The following is an 18,097-nucleotide window of genomic DNA, read 5'->3' as shown; positions in this document are numbered from 1 at the left end:
TATCCACTATTATCTAAAATTATTATTCGTAAAGTTAGTTTTCGTATATTTTTGATGTTCTGCTAGTATTTACTAACTCCATAGGATGAACTGCAACTCCATAGGAACCAGTATCTAAATCTATTCCATATAAATCTAAAAAGGCTGCCCAAACTAACTGAGAACAATAGAAGGAACTCCTTGTTGAAACATTTAAGTAATTCCAGTTATAGCTTTTTCCTCTTTGTCTATAACACCAATCAGCAGCATTGCTATCTTGGGTCGTAGTTGTTCCACTTACAGTTACTCCATAACATTTTGATCTAGTTTTATTCCAATCATTAGGTCCTGTAGTTACTCCGCCAGATAAGGATTCAACAACTGTTGTGCTAGTATAGATAATAGCTGCATGACCCGTAGGGATAATGCCCTTAAATTTGTCAGGTGTAACTAAAATAACTCCTTTTCTTGTTGGATATGTGCCATAAGCAGAAAGTTCAATACCTTTGGAATTTTCTGAAATCTTATCTTGCACTAAAGGTACTTTTGCTGCCTTTTCCCAATCTTCTTGGACTTGCTTCATATCAATGGTGTAATTATCACTACCATTGGCAAACACTGGGGAGACATTTGTCAACACCAAAATCATCACTAAAAGAACACAACTTAACAAACTTATCCTTTGCCTTTTCATTTCAAATCAACCTCCAACAATTTATTTTTTCCGTATAAAAACTTATGCATGATTATCTTTTAATATTCATTGAAATGAAATTACTTTCTTTTTTATTGCCTATCTAGTGATGATTACTCTCGCATTATAAACTACTTCCTCCTCCTTTATTTTCATTGACCTATCCTCATAACACCTACTTACTATATTACCGTTTCTCATATGCTTATCTATTGTAGATAAACTACATAAGCATGGAATGTAGACACCATTAGATAAATATACTACAGTGGTTTCTTTTTCTTCTCTAATTTTTTCTATATGTCTCATATTAATATATCCAAAGGCTCCATCATTCTTATACATGGGCACTCTAGTTTTGAAAGGTATGAAAACATCTCTCTTACTTAATGGAATAGGTACTAGATTTGGTGATGATACTAAAGCTCCATATCTTTTCTTCAATTCCTTTAAATCAATCATATAATGTTTACCAATAAGACGTAGAATCGTTTTAATACTTTTATCTAGTATTAATGGTTCTAAACCCACAGCATAAATCTTAGTACAGTTCCCCCTGTTATCTACGTACTGCGGCAAAATTGCCATCAGTTCTTCATTAAGTACTCTTTCCATCATATTCCCTCCTCTTTTTTAACAGTTATTTAACTCTTAGACTTATAATAACAGAACATATGTTTTATTGCAAGTCCTTTGAAAAAAATAAGGACTTTTAATTAGTCACCAAAAATCCTTATTATTCTTCCCATGACTTGTTATAAATCTGCTTTTCTAATTTAAACAATAACCAGATATATTAATCCTAAATAATTGTGCACTGTGAATTTAAGCAGGGAACCAAAATTGTGGTTTTCAATTTTGTGTTCATCGCTTAGTATTTTCACCTAGTGAATTGTGCATTGTCAAAGAGGGAGTGAATAATATGTGGGATAAATTAATTGAAGAAGCTAGAAAAGGAAATAGGGAGGCAGCAGGAGAAATTATCAATAGATTGCAGCCACTGGTTATAAGCTCAATTAGAAAATATTATAATAATGGAAAAGAGTATGAGGATTTAATACAAGAAGGTAATTTAATGATTTTGGAAAGTTTAAAAAGCTATGATTCTACTAGGGCCGTACATTTCTTAGGATATATAAAATTGAATCTCAAATATCTATATCTAAATAAACATAAAAGAAAAATACATCTATCCCTAAACGACTCAGTAGCAGATGGAGAACTGGAAATCATAGATCTTCTGGTATCAGATGACAAAGCTGCACTGGATATAGTATTAGAAGATGAAAGAAATATCCAGCTTAACAAAGCTCTAGAAAAGCTTACTGAAAGACAGCGAGAAATAGTAATTCTTTATTATGTAAAAAATATGAGCATTGGTGATATAGGAAGTAAGCTTGGTATAGGCTACAGAACTGTGGTAAATACAAAGACTAGAGCCTTAGAAAATTTAAGACGTAGGATAGAGGGGCAGAGGTAGTGTCCCTTTATCCTACGTCCATTTTTAATTACTTATCTAACCATATATAAGTATATTCTGATTCTGACGCTTTTTCCACAGCTTCTCCTGCTGGATGACCTTTTACATAAGACTTAACAACTATCTTTGCTCCTTTTTCATATAAGAATATATTTGGAAGGTCTTCTGATAATATTTTTTGTATTTCTTTATATACAGGTGCTCTATCTTCTTCTGAAGATAGGATTACTCCTTGTTTTAATAATTCTTCTACTCTAGGATTATTATATTCTCCTAGGTTCATTGAACCACTTACACCAATACGATTTCCAATAGCTGATATATCTGGTCCTTGATATCCACCAAGCATTGTAACTTCAAAATCACGTCCAAACCAAACCTTCTCATCATAAGCTGCATCATCCATTGCATTAACTTGTAGGTCTATACCAAATTCTTTAAAATTTGATTTAAGGACTTCTACTATATCTTCAAATCCTGGATAAGTATCTACTGTTGTGGTGAAATATATTCCATTATCATCTGCCTTATATCCCGCTTCTTCAAGTAAAGCTTTTGCTTTCTCAATATCCCTCTCAGGAAGTTTTGCATCTTCGTTTATTGCCCAATCATAAAGAGGTGATATGAAATATTCTGCTTTTTCACCTATTCCTTTTAATGCTTTAGTAAAAATTTCATCTCTATCTATACCATAGGCTACTGCTTGTCTAATTTTTAAATCAGCAAATTTACCTTTGTTTACATTAAAATGTATATATCCCTTATTAGGCCAAAGTTTGTCGTATATTACATAATCTGAATTATTTTCAAATGTACTAAGCTCATTAGCAGGAACACCATGTTTATTTTCATCAGTTTCTCCGTTTAGCCATGCTTGATAAGCAGTGCTTTGCTCTGGAATTATAGAGAAAATAACCTTATCTAAATATGGTTTATCTCCCCAATATTCATTATTTTTTTCAATAGTAACGCTTTGACCTTTTTTATGTTCAACAAATTTAAATGGACCTGTACCTATAGGATTTTGATTTGCTGGATTCTCTAACCAATCAGTTCCTTCATATATATGCTTTGGCATTATATATGTTCCAAACCATGCTATATATCCAAGCAGTCCTGAATTAGGTCCCTTAAGCTTAAATACTACTGTATCTTTATCAGGACATATGATTTCTTCAATATCTGAAAGTGATGCCGATGCAAATCCCTTTTCTTTTATTATTTGATCAAAAGTCCACTTTACATCTTCTGAACTAAAATCTTCACCATCATGCCATTTAACATTTTCTTGAAGATGGAATGTTACAGTCTTAGCATCTTCTGAGAATTCCCATTCCTTAGCAAGATCTGGAACTACTTGATCATATCCATTGATTTTTACAAGCTTATTGAAAATATTTTGAATTACTGGATATGCACCATCATCAGAATGGGCATCAGGATTATAGGTTTGAGGTTCCCTCGAAACACTTGCAATAAATGTTCCGCCTTCTTTAGGTCCAGATGAAACCTCAGGTTCAGAATCAACCTTTACCACATCTTCTACCTTGTCAGCTTCTGGTACTTCATTTTTCTTAGCACATCCTGTAAATAGTCCAAGGCATAGAACTATAACAAGAAGTAAAGATATTTTTTTCATTTATTTTCCCTCCATTTTTATATGTAGTATTTTTATTTATGCAGCTTGATTAATTATTTAATTTCAAGCTAATCCAATGAATTACTTTATCATTGGATTCCCCTTTTTCACCTCTGCTTTCATTTTTTATTTATTTAATTGAGGAATATTAAATTCTTCAATTAAATAAATAAAAACAGCTTGCATAATGATCATCTCCTATCTTTTCCATATTAGGATATGATTTTTTACACTCTTCACTTGCTTTATAGCATCTCGGAGCAAAATAACATCCCGGGCCTATATCAATAGGAGTAGGCGGTTCTCCCTTTATTCTAATCAAATCTTTATTATCAAATGGATTTATGGATCCACAGTTTGAAATCAATGCCTTTGTATAGGGATGCCTTGGATTGTGTATTACATCATCTACTTGTCCAATTTCCACTATTTTTCCTAGATACATCACTGCAATCTTATGGGATATATAACGTGTTGTTGCAATATCATGACTTATAAATATCATCCCTGCCCCTTGCTCACTAGTAAGCTGCAACAGTAGATTTATTATATCTGCACGAACTGACACATCAAGCATGGACACAGGTTCATCAGCAATAATAAGTCTAGGATTTAACAGCATAGCCCTGATTATGGATATCCTTTGAAGCTGTCCGCCAGAAAGCTCGTGGGGATATCTAGAAATATAGTCTGCTGCCGGTCTTATACCTGCTCTCTCCATAGCTTCTATACAAATATTTATTCTTTCTTCCTCAGAACTTCCTATGCCATGTATTTTTAACGCAGTAGTCAATATCCTTTTAACATTATCTCTAGGATCAAAGGTATCAAATGGATTTTGAAAAATCATTTGACAATCTCTCCTAAACTTTAAATCCTTATTTCTTAATATGTATTCAATAGGCTTGCCTTCAAATTCAATAATTCCATCTGTAGGATTCTCTAAAGCAACTAATAGCCTTCCCAAGGTAGATTTACCACAGCCAGATTCACCTATTATTCCCAATATACTTCCCCTTTCGATTGAAAAGCTAACTCCATCTACAGCCTTAATAGTCTGTTTCTTTTTTTGAACATACCATTTCCTTAAATCCTTTACCATTATCAAGCTAGTCACCATATACACCTCCGACTAAATGACAGGCTACCTTCCAGTCATTTGAAAACTCTATACTCTTTGGCTCACTGATAAAACATATATCCATAGACTCTTTACATCTATCAGCAAAGATACATCCCTGATGTACAGCACTAAGATCCGGAAGAGAGCCCGGAATCCCCTTCAAACTATTCCTATCTCCTGTAAGAGAGGGATAGGAATTCAAAAGTTCCCTAGTATAGGGATGCTTAGGTGAACTAAGAACATCTGTCACATAACCAGATTCAAGTAGATAGCCTGCATACATTACCGCAACCTTCTTGCAAGTTAAAGATACTACAGATACATCATGGGTTATCATTATCCTCGTTAATTTTAGTTTTTCCTCAAGCTTTATAATTTCCTCAAGTATCTGTCCCTGTGTTACAACATCAAGAGCAGTTGTTGCTTCATCTAATATCAATAGCCTTGGATAATGGAGTAAACTAAGAGCTATACTGACTCTTTGCATCATTCCCCCTGATAATTCATGAGGATAGAGATTGTATACTCCCTTTGAGAGATTCACAAGATTAAATAACTCAAATATCCTTTCTTTAATCTCCTTATCTGCAGCATTTGATTCATGGACTTTATATATATCACTCATTTGAAGCCCGATTTTATGTACGGGGCTTAGTGAATTCATTGATTTTTGGAAAACATATGCAATTTCTTTCCATTTTATTTGTCTCAATTCTTCTTCATCTATTCTTAACAAATCAGTACCATCAAATATAATACCTCCTGTTATCTCTGATATTTCCCTAGGAAGCAGTCTAAGGATCGCCATAGCAAGGGTTGACTTTCCTGATCCCGATTCTCCTACTATTCCAATTGAATCCTGCGATTCTATATTCAGAGATAAATCCCTTACTGCTTTAATTCTTTTCCCTTTGGTATTATATATGATATTTAGATTATTTATATTAAGTAATGACATTTTATCCTCCTCAATCTCTCCCACTCAACTTAGGATTTAACACACGATTCATTCCCTCTCCGATTAGATAAAAGGAAAGCACTGTACATACAATTGCCAGACCTGGAAAGGTGCATATCCACCAACTACGCGGGAGATATACCTTGCCATTTGCAATTATCTGACCCCAGCTTATAACATTGGGATCTCCAAGTCCCAAGAAGGATAAACCTGCCTCAGATAATATCGCAGATGATATAGCCATGGTGGAGTCTGCTATGATGGGGAAAATTCCATTAGGTATAATATGTTTAAATAATATCCTAATATTACCTTCACCAATAGTTTGGGCACTTTTTATAAATGTCCTTTCTCTTAGAGATATCGCCTGAGAACGCATCAATCTTGCAGTGCCTGTCCAGCTTGTTAACGCCATGACAACTATTATATTGGTTAAACTGCTGCCATAGATTGCAATGATAATCAATATCAGAAAAAAAGTAGGCAGCATTAAAAAAATATTTATTATCTCAGAAATTATTTTATCGGTTTTTCCCCCTAAATAGCCTGCAATACCTCCTATTAAAGTTCCTATAACTGATGATATAAAGGCAACTATAATTCCTACCTTTAATGATGTTCTAGCACCCCAAATTACCATGCTAAATACATCCCTGCCTAAACCATCAGTACCAAAAATATATTTAGCTGAAGGTCTTGCAGTTAAATCATCGTTTAAGAAATAAGGGTCATTAGTAGCAATAAAGGGGGACAATATTGCTACTAAAATCAATATTATAAGAATTGTAATACCAATCAATAGTTCCTTAACAGAGCATATTTTCTTCAATATATGTTGCACATTCTTCATAATATAACACATCCTTATTCAAATCTGATTCTTGGGTCTATTAAGGCATAGATAATATCAGTAATAATCATAACTATACAAATAGATATGGAAATCATGAGATATACACCTGTCAATAGGGGATAATCTCTTTTCATTATTGCATCCATAATAAGTCTGCCCATACCGGGCCATGCAAAAACTATTTCTATCAGTGCTACCCCACTAATCATAAAAGCTAGGGATAAGCTAAACTTTGTAATAGTAGGATTATAGCATTTCTCAATACATATTTATTAAATATTTTATTCTCTTTCATTCCTGCTGCCCTTAAAGTCAAAATAAAATCCTCTGACATAGTCTGTAAAACTGAGGATCTTGAGATTCTGAAATACATTGGTGTCTGAATTATAAATAAGGTAGCGACAGGTAAAATCATATGCTTTACAATATCTAAAACACGAGCAAAACCCTGATAATCTGCTCTTAAATCATACATTCCTGAAGTAGGTAAAATTTTAAATTTAGATGCAAATATAAGTATTAAAATCAATCCAAGCCAAAATCCGGGAATAGCATCAAAAAGGTAGCAAGCACTACACATAAGCCTGTCAAATATAGACCCTGCTTTCCTCGCAGCATATACTCCTAATAAAGTTCCTGCTACAACTGACAATACAGATGCAGTTAAAGTAAGTAAAATTGTGGCAAATAACTTTTCACCAATTAGCTTTGACACAGGCTCATTACTCATATAGGAATATCCAAAATCCCCATTTAATATATTTTTCATATAATTAGCGAATTGAATTGGTACAGATTTATCTAGTCCATATTTAGCCGTTAAATGCTCTATAAGCTCTGGATTAGGATTTTCCGTACCTGCAAGAACCTTTATAGGATTTCCCGGAGCATATCTAATTAAAAAAAAGGTTAAACAAAAAGAAAATAATATTGTCAAAATTCCAGTAGTGATACGCTTTCTAATGTAACCTCTCATCATATTTCCTCCTAATCATGTTACTACCTATACTGACTCTTTAGAATCGTCTGATAAATTTCTAACAATTCCCTTTTCCATTGAGTAGTATACCACTTAATTCCAAATATGTTAAATAGGATTTATCTATCTATAAAACTTCCTGATAAATTTGGATAATAATTAAATTATAATTAACGTAATTTTCATCTGTTTTTATATAAAAAAGAACCAATCTTCATAGATTGATTCTCTTGCCATTAGAAAATAAGTCTTATATTATATCTCAAATATTTCAACTAAAGATTCCATATTATTAAAATTATCCCATATAAATATTTTTAGCTTATATTCTCCTTTTTCAGGAATCTTAATTGAAGTACCTAAAAGCGATTCTTTTCCTGATTCAATACTTTTCTCTACGGCAGCAAAGTTTACAAGTCTATTAGCTTCATCATATAGGCCGATCATTAAAGTTATGTCCTTAGATTCTTTATATTTATTTGCAGCCTTCACTTCAGCTAATACATTTTCTCCATTTTTTAGAGATGTAATATTTGTCAAGTTCTCAATAACTAATTCACCCTCTAGGTCCATACCTTTCAAAACCATTACCTCAATACCGTTAGCATCAATAACCTTCCCAGTAATATCCACTGCTTCAATAAAGATTTTGTTTATACCTTCTTTAAGGAATTCTTTTATAGTATAAGAGAGATTCTTTCCATTATCTATAGTTTTATCTAATGACTCAATATATACATTATAGTGGTCAATTTTAGCTTCGTCTGATCCATTACTAAAATTATATTTAACTACTATATTTTCCCCTTTATTATATTGGGTCTTATCCGTACTGATTTTAATATTGGAACTTGGAGCGTAAACTATAATTGCCTTTCCCAAGCCCATATTATCAGCATAATCTGTAACTCCAATATCGATTATATTAAATGGTTTTCTATTAGTCTCCGAAAGACTGATTTTCATCTTATACTTACCATTTTCATCTTTATTTAGATTAAAGATGAAATTACCATTTTCATCCTCATATCTTTTCCCATCTATTAAAAATAGGAAATTTTCTATACCAGAATCTACTACTCCTTTATCTGTCACTTCCATTTCTATTATACATTCATTGGAATCAGTAATAAACATTGATGACTTCACTATAGGGGAAGTTTTATCAATTTTTATTGGAAAAGTATTTACTTGTTCTTTTGCATTTTCAAAGTCTATACTAGTCCTTATATTTATAAAATATTGACCTTCTTCTAATATTTTTTGTTCTCCCAATGCTTTATCATATACTGTACCTTCCCAAAGCCAATCAAAATTAACTTTAGCAGGTATTTGCTGTTCTAGAACTACTTCTTTTCTCATATTTTCCCTATCTTCTATTATCTTTAAAATCTCTCCACTTTCATTGGATACATCAATTTTTATATTCTTAGCATTTCTCAATAAAGAAAATTGTGGCAATACGTTATAGTTAGCGTTTTTATCTTCTGGATTAATAGAAAAATATTCTGGATTCATATTTTTACCGCCTAATGGGTAAGTTTTCATACCATAGGTTCCAGGTTTTGCTGTAAATAGCGAAGTTTCTTTAAATACAGACCCTTCCTTATAAGTGGGTTCATCAACTATTTTTAACTCATCCCATATTCCATAGAATCCCATAAAAGGCAACCCTATAGAAGGAACACCATCTGCTAAAGATTCAAATCTTATAAATCCTTCAACAAATATATCCTGCTCTACACTATCTCCTATTACTAACTGTCCATTAATATTTAGAGTTTCTCCTGCCTTTACTGTTATTTCATTAGTGTCAAATTTTAATTCTGCATCTTTCAATAATACATCATAAGACATAGTATCTATAGTATTCATTTTGCTCTGTCAAAACTCCGCCTACTAGACCTATCTTATAGGTTATATCCTTATCACTGGTATTTTCCAGTGTTAAAGGTATAATTGTATTATTTCTAATTTCCTTTAAGGGTATGGAAGCTTGCCCTTTATGTGTAAGAAGGACTTTGTTTACCAATGCATTTTTGGCATTTATAAGGCCTGCCCCTTGTCTTCTCGGAGAATATGGCAGTCCAGATTTTTCATCGATTTTTACCTGTGCAGTATTCATTATCATATTCTTAGCATATAAAACCTTTTCTTCCGGTGAATTAAAATCAATACCCATTTTTTCTAAATGCTCTAAGAGAAGTATCATTATACCAGATGTATGAGGAGTTGCCATGGAAGTCCCTGACATATTCTTATATCCATTGTCATTTACAGTAGACCATATAGTACCCCCTACAGATGTTATATCAGGCTTTAGATTCAAATTTGGTGTAGGTCCCCAAGATGTAAAATAAGACATAGTTCCATTATCAATATTGGGTATCTCAAGTTTTTTTCCTTGAAATGATACCTTAAGTCCTTGTGAAATCATTTTACTTAGTTTAATTCCATCTGAGTTGCTAATAAAAATAGTAGGTATTTTTACATTTTCACTAGTTGATATAAAATCTAAATATCCGTCTTCCCCATCACTATTATATAATATAACTGCTATAGCTCCATTTTCTTGTGCATTAAGTTTCTTATCTTTAAATTCTATTATACCTCTTCTAATTAAAGCTATTTTATTCGTTAAGTCTATATTTTTTAGGTCTTCCACTTGTCCTAGACCGCAATCTACAATTTCATATTCATTTTTTAATGCAATTGGGTCAAAGTCTGACAGTACATAAGGGATTATCTCTGTTTCTCCACCTATAGTAGCATTTAAGCCATAGGCAGTTCTAGTACTGTTTTCAAATGACGCTACTTGAATACCTTCTTCAACAATCCCCGGTGCCCCCACTGTTCCAGTATCAACCACACTAGCATATTTCTTGGGATAAGTTGAATAAGCTACATTTCCAGCAGCTCCCACAACTATTATACCTTGGTTTATAGCCTCTTTAATAGCTATCTGCTGCCCATCTTCTGAATCTTGAAATCCAGCAGTTGAACAAAAACTCATATTTATTACATCAGCACCATAGGCTACTGCATCTTCGATGGCAGCAATAATATCAGCTTCTGATGCCCCTTGTTTTCTAGGATCATTGGAAAATATTTTCATGGCTAGAATTTGTACTTCTGGTGCTATTCCTTTTAACCCATTATTCTTGCTAATTTCCTCTTCAACTTGACAGTTAGCTCCTATTATACCTGTTACGTGCATACCATGACCATAGTCTATATTTTCTACTACCCTATCTATAATATCTTCATTCTTATCTGCATAGTTATAGCCAAATGGGATTTTTTCGGTGAAATATTTTCCCCTCTTTTCCATTTGCTTATTTTTAATTTCATTTACCTTTTCTTCAGTCATTTTTACATCGATTTCCGGAGATATAACCATATCCTTGTGATTATAATCAACTCCCGAGTCTAGAACAGCTACAACCTTACCTCTTCCATCATAACCATATTCTTCCCATACCTTCGATACATTCGTTAATTTAACTGAATTCTTCATATCTTTATAATATGTTTTAGCCAAAGTAACTTTTTTTACACCCTCTATAGCTTCTATTTCTTCTTTATCTTCATATCTTGTCTGAACGCTAAAGCCATTTAGTAAAAGTGTATATTGATTATCAAATACAGCATCTTCATTTATTTTCTTTATTTCTATCTTGTAATAATCTTGAGAATCTATAATTCTTTGTGATATGTCCTTATTCTTAGCAACACTCTCCAATGACTTCCCAGATGCAAAATCCTTCCCTGCTTTTTCATCTAATTCAACGATAAATGTAACTATGTCCTCATAGGCAGGCAGATTTTCTTCTACTAATGTCCCCTCTTCTTTCCTGCCTTCTTCCAAAGTTTGTATGAACATATCTCTTATACTGTCTTGCCCTATTCCATAGGAAAGAGTAGAAAGAGAACTAGAAAAGACGATGCTTAATGCTATGAAAAAAGATAGAAAAACCTTATATATCTTTCTATTCTTATTATTTATCAATTAAATCCCTCCAATGATTATATTTTCTAATTTAAACTAAAATCCTTAGCCTTTATCATATGATAAAAATCTACTACTGGGCTAAAATCAGTAATAAGGTTTCCAGCCAAATATAATTGAGTTAAATTTTCTAATTTCTTTAAAGCTTCAATATTAGTTATTTTATTATTTTTTAAATTTAAAATAGATAAACCTATTAACTCACTTACTCCGTCAATACTTGATATCTGATTACTTCCTATTTCCAACCATTCAAGATCCAACATACCTGATACTGGATCTAAGTTTGAAACTCTATTGGATTCAAGAGCAAGCCTAGTTAATTTTGTAAGTCCACTTAATGAAGAAATATCCTCTATATTATTATTTTCAAGCCTTAGCCATTGAAGTTCTTCTAAATTAGCTAAATATGAAATATCTGAAATACGGTTATTAGATGCCCATAAGAGAGTTATATTATCTAAGTCTTTAACAGAACTTATGTCACTAATTCCGTTATATCTCATATATAATTCCTTTAAACTTGGTAAATTCTTTACGGCATTAATATTAGTTAACCTATTTTCTTCTATCTCTAAATGAATTAAATTGTCTAATCCATTAAAAGCACTTTCACTTATTTCAACCATTTCATTTTCGCTTAAATATAATTCTTCTAGCTTGTCCATCTCTTCAAAAGCATTATTTCCTACATAATTAATCTTATTTAAAGATAAATCTAATCTAATTAAATTGTTTAGACCCTTTAAATATTTCAATTGATTTGCCGTTAAACTATTTCCCCAAAGCCAAAGTTCTTCTAATCCTTTTAAGTTCTCAATGCCTGATAAGTCAGTGATTCCCCTACCCATTGCATCTAATTTCTTTAGATTTTTGACATCACTATAATATATATCCCCCTTATTCTTATCAATAGCCATCCTTACAGCAGTTTCCAAATTTGAGTCAGCAAAATATACAGCATTGTCTTCTTCTCCAGAACCTATAGTACATTCTATATAAATTTCATTCTGAGAGTTTATCTCTTGTCCTATTATAGTTTCAACACCATTCTCTTCTCCGGTTATCTTTTCATATTCCCAATTTACAAATACTATATCTCCATTAGATAGTTTAATAGCATATGGTAGGATAAGGGTTTCCCCTATATCTAAATTAATTTCTATAACATTCTTATCATTAGCTTCTAAAATAGTAACTTCAAAGTCCTTACTTGTTAAGTTCTCATAATATCTTGCTGTAGGACTATAATCCTTTATTTGATTTCCGCCAATCATTAGTTTTTTTAAATCTGCCATATCTGAAAGTAATCTTATATCAGTTATTTTGTTTCCATTAAGTTGAAGTTCAACTAAGTTAGTTAAATCTTTAAGGGCTGATATATCAGTAATATTGTTGGATCCTAAATTTAATTTTGTTAAATTAGTCAGTCTTTCCAAAGGTCTGATATCATTTATGGCATTTCCAAATAAGTTTAATGAATTTAATTTTGTTAAATTAGCTAAAGGTGTTAAGTCAAAATTATATTGATAAGAACTTAGACTTAAAGTCTCTAGTCCTTTTAGGTATTTAATATCTTCTATATTTAAGTCTTCATATAGTGTCCAATCAATATTAAGTTCAGTTATTCCCATTAAATCACTTTGCAGTATATCACCATCATCTATTCCTAATTCCTCTCTTATAACTTCCTCTAATTCACTATTTGCAAATTCAACAACTTTATCTAAATCAAGTTTTTGTATAGTTAAGTTAAGTATTACATTGCTTTCATACCCTTGAACTTTTCCTTCAAAGGTATATATTCCTTCCATGCTTGTATCTACTGTATCTACATTCCATTCTACTGATACATAACTTTTGTCTCCTGAGCTCATTGTGGCCAATACTGAATTAGGAAATTTAAATTCATCTCCTATATCTATGGTTATATCTAAATTATCTATAGAAATGATTTTGTCAAATTTCTTTATATTTAAATTTAATATAACCTTTTCTCCTCTATATCCTATAACATTTCCTTTAATAACAATCCTACCGACTTTAGTAGTATCAACACTATCAACACTCCACTTTACAGGTACACTTTTTGTTTCGCCATTATTCATTATTGCTGGTACTTCTTTAGGTAATTCATATTCTATGCCCTGTACTATTTGCATATTTAACTCATCTATTTTTACAATTTCTTCAGCAGAATTATCATTTTTTATAGGTATCTCAACCATATTTGAAATTAAATTTCTATCGTCTAAATTATCCCAAGCAAAGACTCTAACTTTATGGCTATCAGATAATATTTTTGTATAACCATTTATTTTGTTAATTTCTTCTCCTTCAAAAAATTCTTCTGAGGTAACATAGTTAAGTATCTTGCCTTTATAGTCCATTAAGGCTAATACCAAATTAAAATTTCTACCTTCTTTTATCTGATTTTTACCTTCAATAACTATTTTTTCAATATTTTTTGTAGTTATTTCTTTTTTTTGTGTTTTAACAAGTATCTGATTATCTATGATTTCGCCATAAACAGGAACTACAGTTATGCAGATAATCATTATTGCCATAAATATAGACAATTTCTTTTTCAACCTTATCGCTCCTTTTTTAATCCTTAAGATTTTATGTTTATTCTTATCATTTAGCCTTATATATCAGTTCTAATTCTCTTATTCATAAGGTATAGGAATTATTTGAACTTCTCCTACTATAGTGGTTTTATCATCTTTAAAGAATTGTATAGTTACATTTTTTTCTGTTTCTAGTAGTTCTTCGAATTCATCTATGGAAATATCCATAGTTGTATCTATATCTTCTATATTGACTATTTCAGAAATTTTATCTTTAAAAACAACTCTATAATTAGTTGCATCATTTGGTAGTCTAATAGCTTCTATTGAAAATCCAACGGGCATTCCACTATAATCAACCGCCATCATAATAAGTTAGAATTATTTCTATATTTTCATCTGGTTTTTCCGGCTCAAGGGGTTTATCTTCTACTCCTGTACCTACAATTATTTTACATTCTGCAATATATTTGTTATCATTTATATCTGTTACCGTTACAGTCACTATTGCAGTACCGTTTTTTAAGCCCTTTCCATAGGATGTAGTTTTTATATTTCTCTGTACAAGGGTTGCTACGGTCTCATCGGATATAGTAAATTTTATATCTTTAATTTCACTTTCTTCCAGTCCCACAATTTTAGCCGTTAAATAAGCTCCCTTACCTTTAGGATAATCTTCCCCAATACCTATCTTTATTTCACTATAATTTAAAGTAACAGCCGCTTCTTGAGACTTTTCTGTTACCGTAACTACACATGCAGCAGATTTATTTCCATCTATTGTAGTTGCTATGATCACAGCTTCACCTAGTGCTACTGCTGTAACTTTACCATTAGCATCAACAGTTGCAATATCTACATTATTTGATTTCCAAGTTATATTTTTATTTGTTGCATTTGTTGGATCTATTGTTGCTACTAATGTTTCAGTTGCTCCAATTTCTAGTGGTATTTCAGTTTTATTTAATGTTATACCTATCACCTTTACTACTGGTGGTGTTACTGTAACTTTACATTCTCCCGTATATACCTTTCCATCTACTGTAGTTACAGTAGCTATAATTTTAGCTTCTCCTGGGGATATTGCCTTTCCATAACATCTTTTTCCCTTGGGATCTTGAATCTCATGAGCAGGACTTTGTGTTACAGAAATAATCTTTTCATCGCTTGATCTAATAACTATAGAATCTATATCATCATCTTCAAGTCCAGTTGTTACTACCCATATATCTCCTTCATAAGGGAAATACTCTCCTACTTCAGCAGTAATTTCTTCAATATTAAATGTAACAGTTACTTCATTTGGCTCTTTCTCATTAGGTACTAAACTTACTTGAACTTCTCCCACTCTAATTGTTGCTTTTGCATCTTCAAATAATTGTACTGTTACACCATTGGTTGTTCCTAATAATGTTTCAAATTCATCTACAGCAATATCTAAAATAGGATCATATCCTGTAATTTTGCCCGTTGTAGATATTTTATCTGCTATAATAACTTTATAATAATTTGAATTTTTTGGTGCATTAACAACTTTTGCTATTTTAAAGCATGTAGAAGGATAACTAGTTTGATAAGCAGCCTTACCATCATAGTAATCTAAAGTAATTTTAATCTCTTCTACAGATTTCTTCTCTAATAGACCTATTGCATTAATTAAATCTTCAACCGCCTTGTTTACTTCTTCTTGTGTGGCATTATTTTTACAATATATTGATATAGCATTAGATATTACTGCTTCTAAGTTTTCCCAGGATTTTTCCGTATATTCTTTAGGGTCTAGTGCTTCTGCCTCTTTCAGTTTTTTATCTAAATTATCTTTGGTAACCGCTGGTTTTTCTTTTTCCTTTATGACTAAGTCGAATTTCAATGCCTTACTCAGTGGATCACCAGCTTTTACAGTTAATTTATATACTCCTGCTGCTGTTTCTGCCGGAACCTGAAATGTATAAATAAGCTTACCATCTGTTCTTGTATGAATTTGATCTAAGGTTATAAGATTTTCTTCATCATCCACTAACTTCAATGTTATATCAACACTATTTATACCTATATTATTTTTCAATGTTCTTCCTGATAAAGTTATATCTTCATCTACGGTATAATCTTTTTTATCCAATTCAGCAACAAATTCATAATTTATTGGTTCTTCTGGCTTTTCTACTTCTTTTGCTTTTATCTTTATTGTATATGTAGCAGTCTTACCATCTATTGTAATCACCAATGTTTGGCTAATTACTTCCTTTGAACTATCGAATCCTGATATATCCCCAATTTTTACCTCTTTTATCTTTTTACTGCCATCACTATATATTCCAGTTACTTCTAATCCAGTTATATCTAATTTTTCCCCTATTTCATAAACTAATTTATCTGCTGCCTTAGAAATTTTAATCCCTGTTAATATTGCTGGCTCTTCTGGTTTTTGTGTTGGCTTTTCATGGTCATTACTTGTCCTCCCACCAGAACCTCCAGATGAAGGTGGTTTTATATTCGTATCTTCTTTTACATCCAATACTTTTCCTTCCACTACTTTAAATTCAACATTGGCTTTTACTTTCTTTCCATTTATCTCTATTTCTTGTTTTCCTAGTATAGATTGGATATCTCCCTTTGATCTAACTATTACATTCTTGTTAGATATACGAAGGATTGCTATGGCTCCCCCTTCTTCAACTAGGATTTCCCCCTTACCATCTAACTGCATTTTATTGATTTTAGTTCTATTTATCAGTTCTAATTTTACCTCATTCACAGCCTTAAGTTCTTCTACTAATGTATTTTCAAACTTTATTCCTACTAAGCCTTTTTGCCTATTTACTGATACCACTTTAATCTTAGAGTTTCTAATAGTTACAGAGTTAGATCCTCCGCCTTTTATAATTAATTCACCTTTTACTATGACATTATCAAGGGTTATATCTCCTACTCCTATTCCCTCAGTAAGATATAAATTACCTTCTATAGTCATATCCTTTAATATCACACCCGATGTATTTATTAAAAGATTTGTTTTTATATCTTTAGATACAGTATCTGAGGTATTAACTATTTCTCCTGAAATATTGTGAATCATCTTAATAACTTCAGCTCTAGTAATCTCATCTTGTGGTCTAAAAGTTCCATCTGGAAAGCCATTGACAAATCCATTTTTCTTTAATCCACCAATCACTCCCTTAAGTTCTTCAGAAAATCTTAGATTATCAATAAATACCTCTGCAGCTGAGGAGTCTTCTTCAATACCAAAGACCACACTAATTATTCTGGCAACTTCTCCCCTAGTAATATTTTCCTTGGCATTTAATACTGCTTCGGATAATATATATTCAGCCCTTAACCCCTTTTGAACTTCTTCATAATACCAATCTGTTGGACTTACATCTGTAAATTGATTTTCGGATTTTTCAGTATAACCCATCAAACCATTTATGACCCTATAAAATTCTGACTTACTCATTTTATTAGTAGGTTTAAATGTTCCATCTGGATAACCTGAAAGGATTCCTTTTGCTCTCATATAATCGATCTCATTCTTTGCCCAACTATTTTCATAGTCATTTGCTTGTCCTAATGATATGGTTCCATTAGAAAGAATGAGCACTAAAGCAACAAATAATGATAATAACTTTTTCATACCTTTACCCCCTACTTGTAGTTTTTTTGTCAAGCTTTTGCCCTATTTCATTATATCTCCAAATTAAAAATAGTCCCTAAATATTAGCACATTTGATAATATCTGGTACCATCATAGATTTTTGTTATGGCTGAATTGTAAATATATTCTTAGATAAATAAAGAAAAGAGAATCAATCC

Annotated in this window: 12 protein-coding genes and 1 pseudogene; 1 reads left to right on the top strand and 12 read right to left on the bottom strand. The window is 31.7% G+C overall.

The annotated features are described in order from the left end of the window. Positions 1-34: 34 nt before the first annotated feature. Both CIW83_RS10825 and CIW83_RS10820 read right to left on the bottom strand, forming a co-directional pair. Complete coding sequence (locus CIW83_RS10825) at positions 35-673, bottom strand: YiiX/YebB-like N1pC/P60 family cysteine hydrolase (RefSeq protein WP_094901069.1); 639 nt, start codon at positions 671-673, stop codon at positions 35-37. A gap of 99 nt (positions 674-772) precedes the next feature. Further along, positions 773-1,288, bottom strand: coding sequence for a competence protein ComK (locus CIW83_RS10820; protein ID WP_158220091.1), 516 nt, complete (start codon positions 1,286-1,288; stop codon positions 773-775). A 307-nt stretch (positions 1,289-1,595) separates the two neighbouring features. On the opposite strand from CIW83_RS10820, the gene CIW83_RS10815 reads away from it, so the two are divergent. Then, positions 1,596-2,153: an RNA polymerase sigma factor gene (locus CIW83_RS10815; protein ID WP_094901065.1), complete on the top strand. Its 558-nt coding sequence runs from the start codon at positions 1,596-1,598 to the stop codon at positions 2,151-2,153. A 28-nt stretch (positions 2,154-2,181) separates the two neighbouring features. Here the strand turns inward: CIW83_RS10815 and CIW83_RS10810 are convergent, their stop codons facing one another. The 10 genes and pseudogenes from CIW83_RS10810 to CIW83_RS10765 form a co-directional block, all read right to left on the bottom strand. Further along, positions 2,182-3,792, bottom strand: coding sequence for an ABC transporter substrate-binding protein (locus CIW83_RS10810; protein ID WP_094901063.1), 1,611 nt, complete (start codon positions 3,790-3,792; stop codon positions 2,182-2,184). Positions 3,793-3,949: 157 nt separating this feature from the next. After that, entirely contained in the window at positions 3,950-4,909 is a 960-nt protein-coding gene (locus tag CIW83_RS10805) for an ABC transporter ATP-binding protein (RefSeq protein WP_162288516.1), read from the bottom strand. Further along, complete coding sequence (locus CIW83_RS10800) at positions 4,902-5,873, bottom strand: ABC transporter ATP-binding protein (RefSeq protein WP_094901059.1); 972 nt, start codon at positions 5,871-5,873, stop codon at positions 4,902-4,904. The genes CIW83_RS10805 and CIW83_RS10800 overlap by 8 nt, the downstream gene beginning before the upstream one ends. Positions 5,874-5,883: 10 nt before the next feature. Next, positions 5,884-6,723, bottom strand: coding sequence for an ABC transporter permease (locus CIW83_RS10795; RefSeq protein ID WP_094901057.1), 840 nt, complete (start codon positions 6,721-6,723; stop codon positions 5,884-5,886). Positions 6,724-6,737: 14 nt separating this feature from the next. After that, positions 6,738-7,702 (bottom strand): annotated as a pseudogene (locus CIW83_RS10790) (ABC transporter permease). A 258-nt stretch (positions 7,703-7,960) separates the two neighbouring features. Then, positions 7,961-9,580 carry an Fn3-like domain-containing protein gene (locus CIW83_RS10785; RefSeq protein ID WP_094901055.1) on the bottom strand — a complete coding sequence of 540 codons (1,620 nt, stop codon included), beginning with the start codon at positions 9,578-9,580 and terminating at the stop codon, positions 7,961-7,963. Next, positions 9,552-11,714 carry a S8 family serine peptidase gene (locus CIW83_RS10780; RefSeq protein ID WP_094901053.1) on the bottom strand — a complete coding sequence of 721 codons (2,163 nt, stop codon included), beginning with the start codon at positions 11,712-11,714 and terminating at the stop codon, positions 9,552-9,554. Before CIW83_RS10780 ends, CIW83_RS10785 begins: the two co-directional genes overlap by 29 nt. A 26-nt stretch (positions 11,715-11,740) precedes the next feature. After that, positions 11,741-14,305, bottom strand: coding sequence for a leucine-rich repeat domain-containing protein (locus tag CIW83_RS10775; protein WP_094901051.1), 2,565 nt, complete (start codon positions 14,303-14,305; stop codon positions 11,741-11,743). Between the two features lie 78 nt (positions 14,306-14,383). After that, positions 14,384-14,629, bottom strand: a complete 246-nt coding sequence (locus tag CIW83_RS10770; protein ID WP_143598551.1) for a hypothetical protein — start codon at positions 14,627-14,629, stop codon at positions 14,384-14,386. Between the two features lie 10 nt (positions 14,630-14,639). After that, positions 14,640-17,918, bottom strand: a complete 3,279-nt coding sequence (locus tag CIW83_RS10765) for an S-layer homology domain-containing protein (protein ID WP_094901047.1) — start codon at positions 17,916-17,918, stop codon at positions 14,640-14,642. Between the last annotated feature and the right edge of the window lie 179 nt (positions 17,919-18,097).

It is taken from the genome of Tissierella sp. P1, from assembly GCF_002266425.1.
Taxonomy (GTDB): Bacteria; Bacillota; Clostridia; order Tissierellales; family Tissierellaceae; genus Tissierella; species Tissierella carlieri.
The sequence above is the reverse complement of the archived record's forward strand: the minus strand, read 5'-3'. Positions and strand labels throughout refer to the sequence as shown.

Coding starts and splice junctions, on each gene's coding strand:
- CIW83_RS10810 (WP_094901063.1), bottom strand. CDS start 3,792: ATGAAAAAAATATCTTTACTTCTTGTTATAGTTCTATGCCTTGGACTA.
- CIW83_RS10785 (WP_094901055.1), bottom strand. CDS start 9,580: ATGAATACTATAGATACTATGTCTTATGATGTATTATTGAAAGATGCA.
- CIW83_RS10770 (WP_143598551.1), bottom strand. CDS start 14,629: ATGCCCGTTGGATTTTCAATAGAAGCTATTAGACTACCAAATGATGCA.
- CIW83_RS10815 (WP_094901065.1), top strand. CDS start 1,596: ATGTGGGATAAATTAATTGAAGAAGCTAGAAAAGGAAATAGGGAGGCA.
- CIW83_RS10800 (WP_094901059.1), bottom strand. CDS start 5,873: ATGTCATTACTTAATATAAATAATCTAAATATCATATATAATACCAAA.
- CIW83_RS10825 (WP_094901069.1), bottom strand. CDS start 673: ATGAAAAGGCAAAGGATAAGTTTGTTAAGTTGTGTTCTTTTAGTGATG.
- CIW83_RS10765 (WP_094901047.1), bottom strand. CDS start 17,918: ATGAAAAAGTTATTATCATTATTTGTTGCTTTAGTGCTCATTCTTTCT.
- CIW83_RS10795 (WP_094901057.1), bottom strand. CDS start 6,723: ATGAAGAATGTGCAACATATATTGAAGAAAATATGCTCTGTTAAGGAA.
- CIW83_RS10820 (WP_158220091.1), bottom strand. CDS start 1,288: ATGGAAAGAGTACTTAATGAAGAACTGATGGCAATTTTGCCGCAGTAC.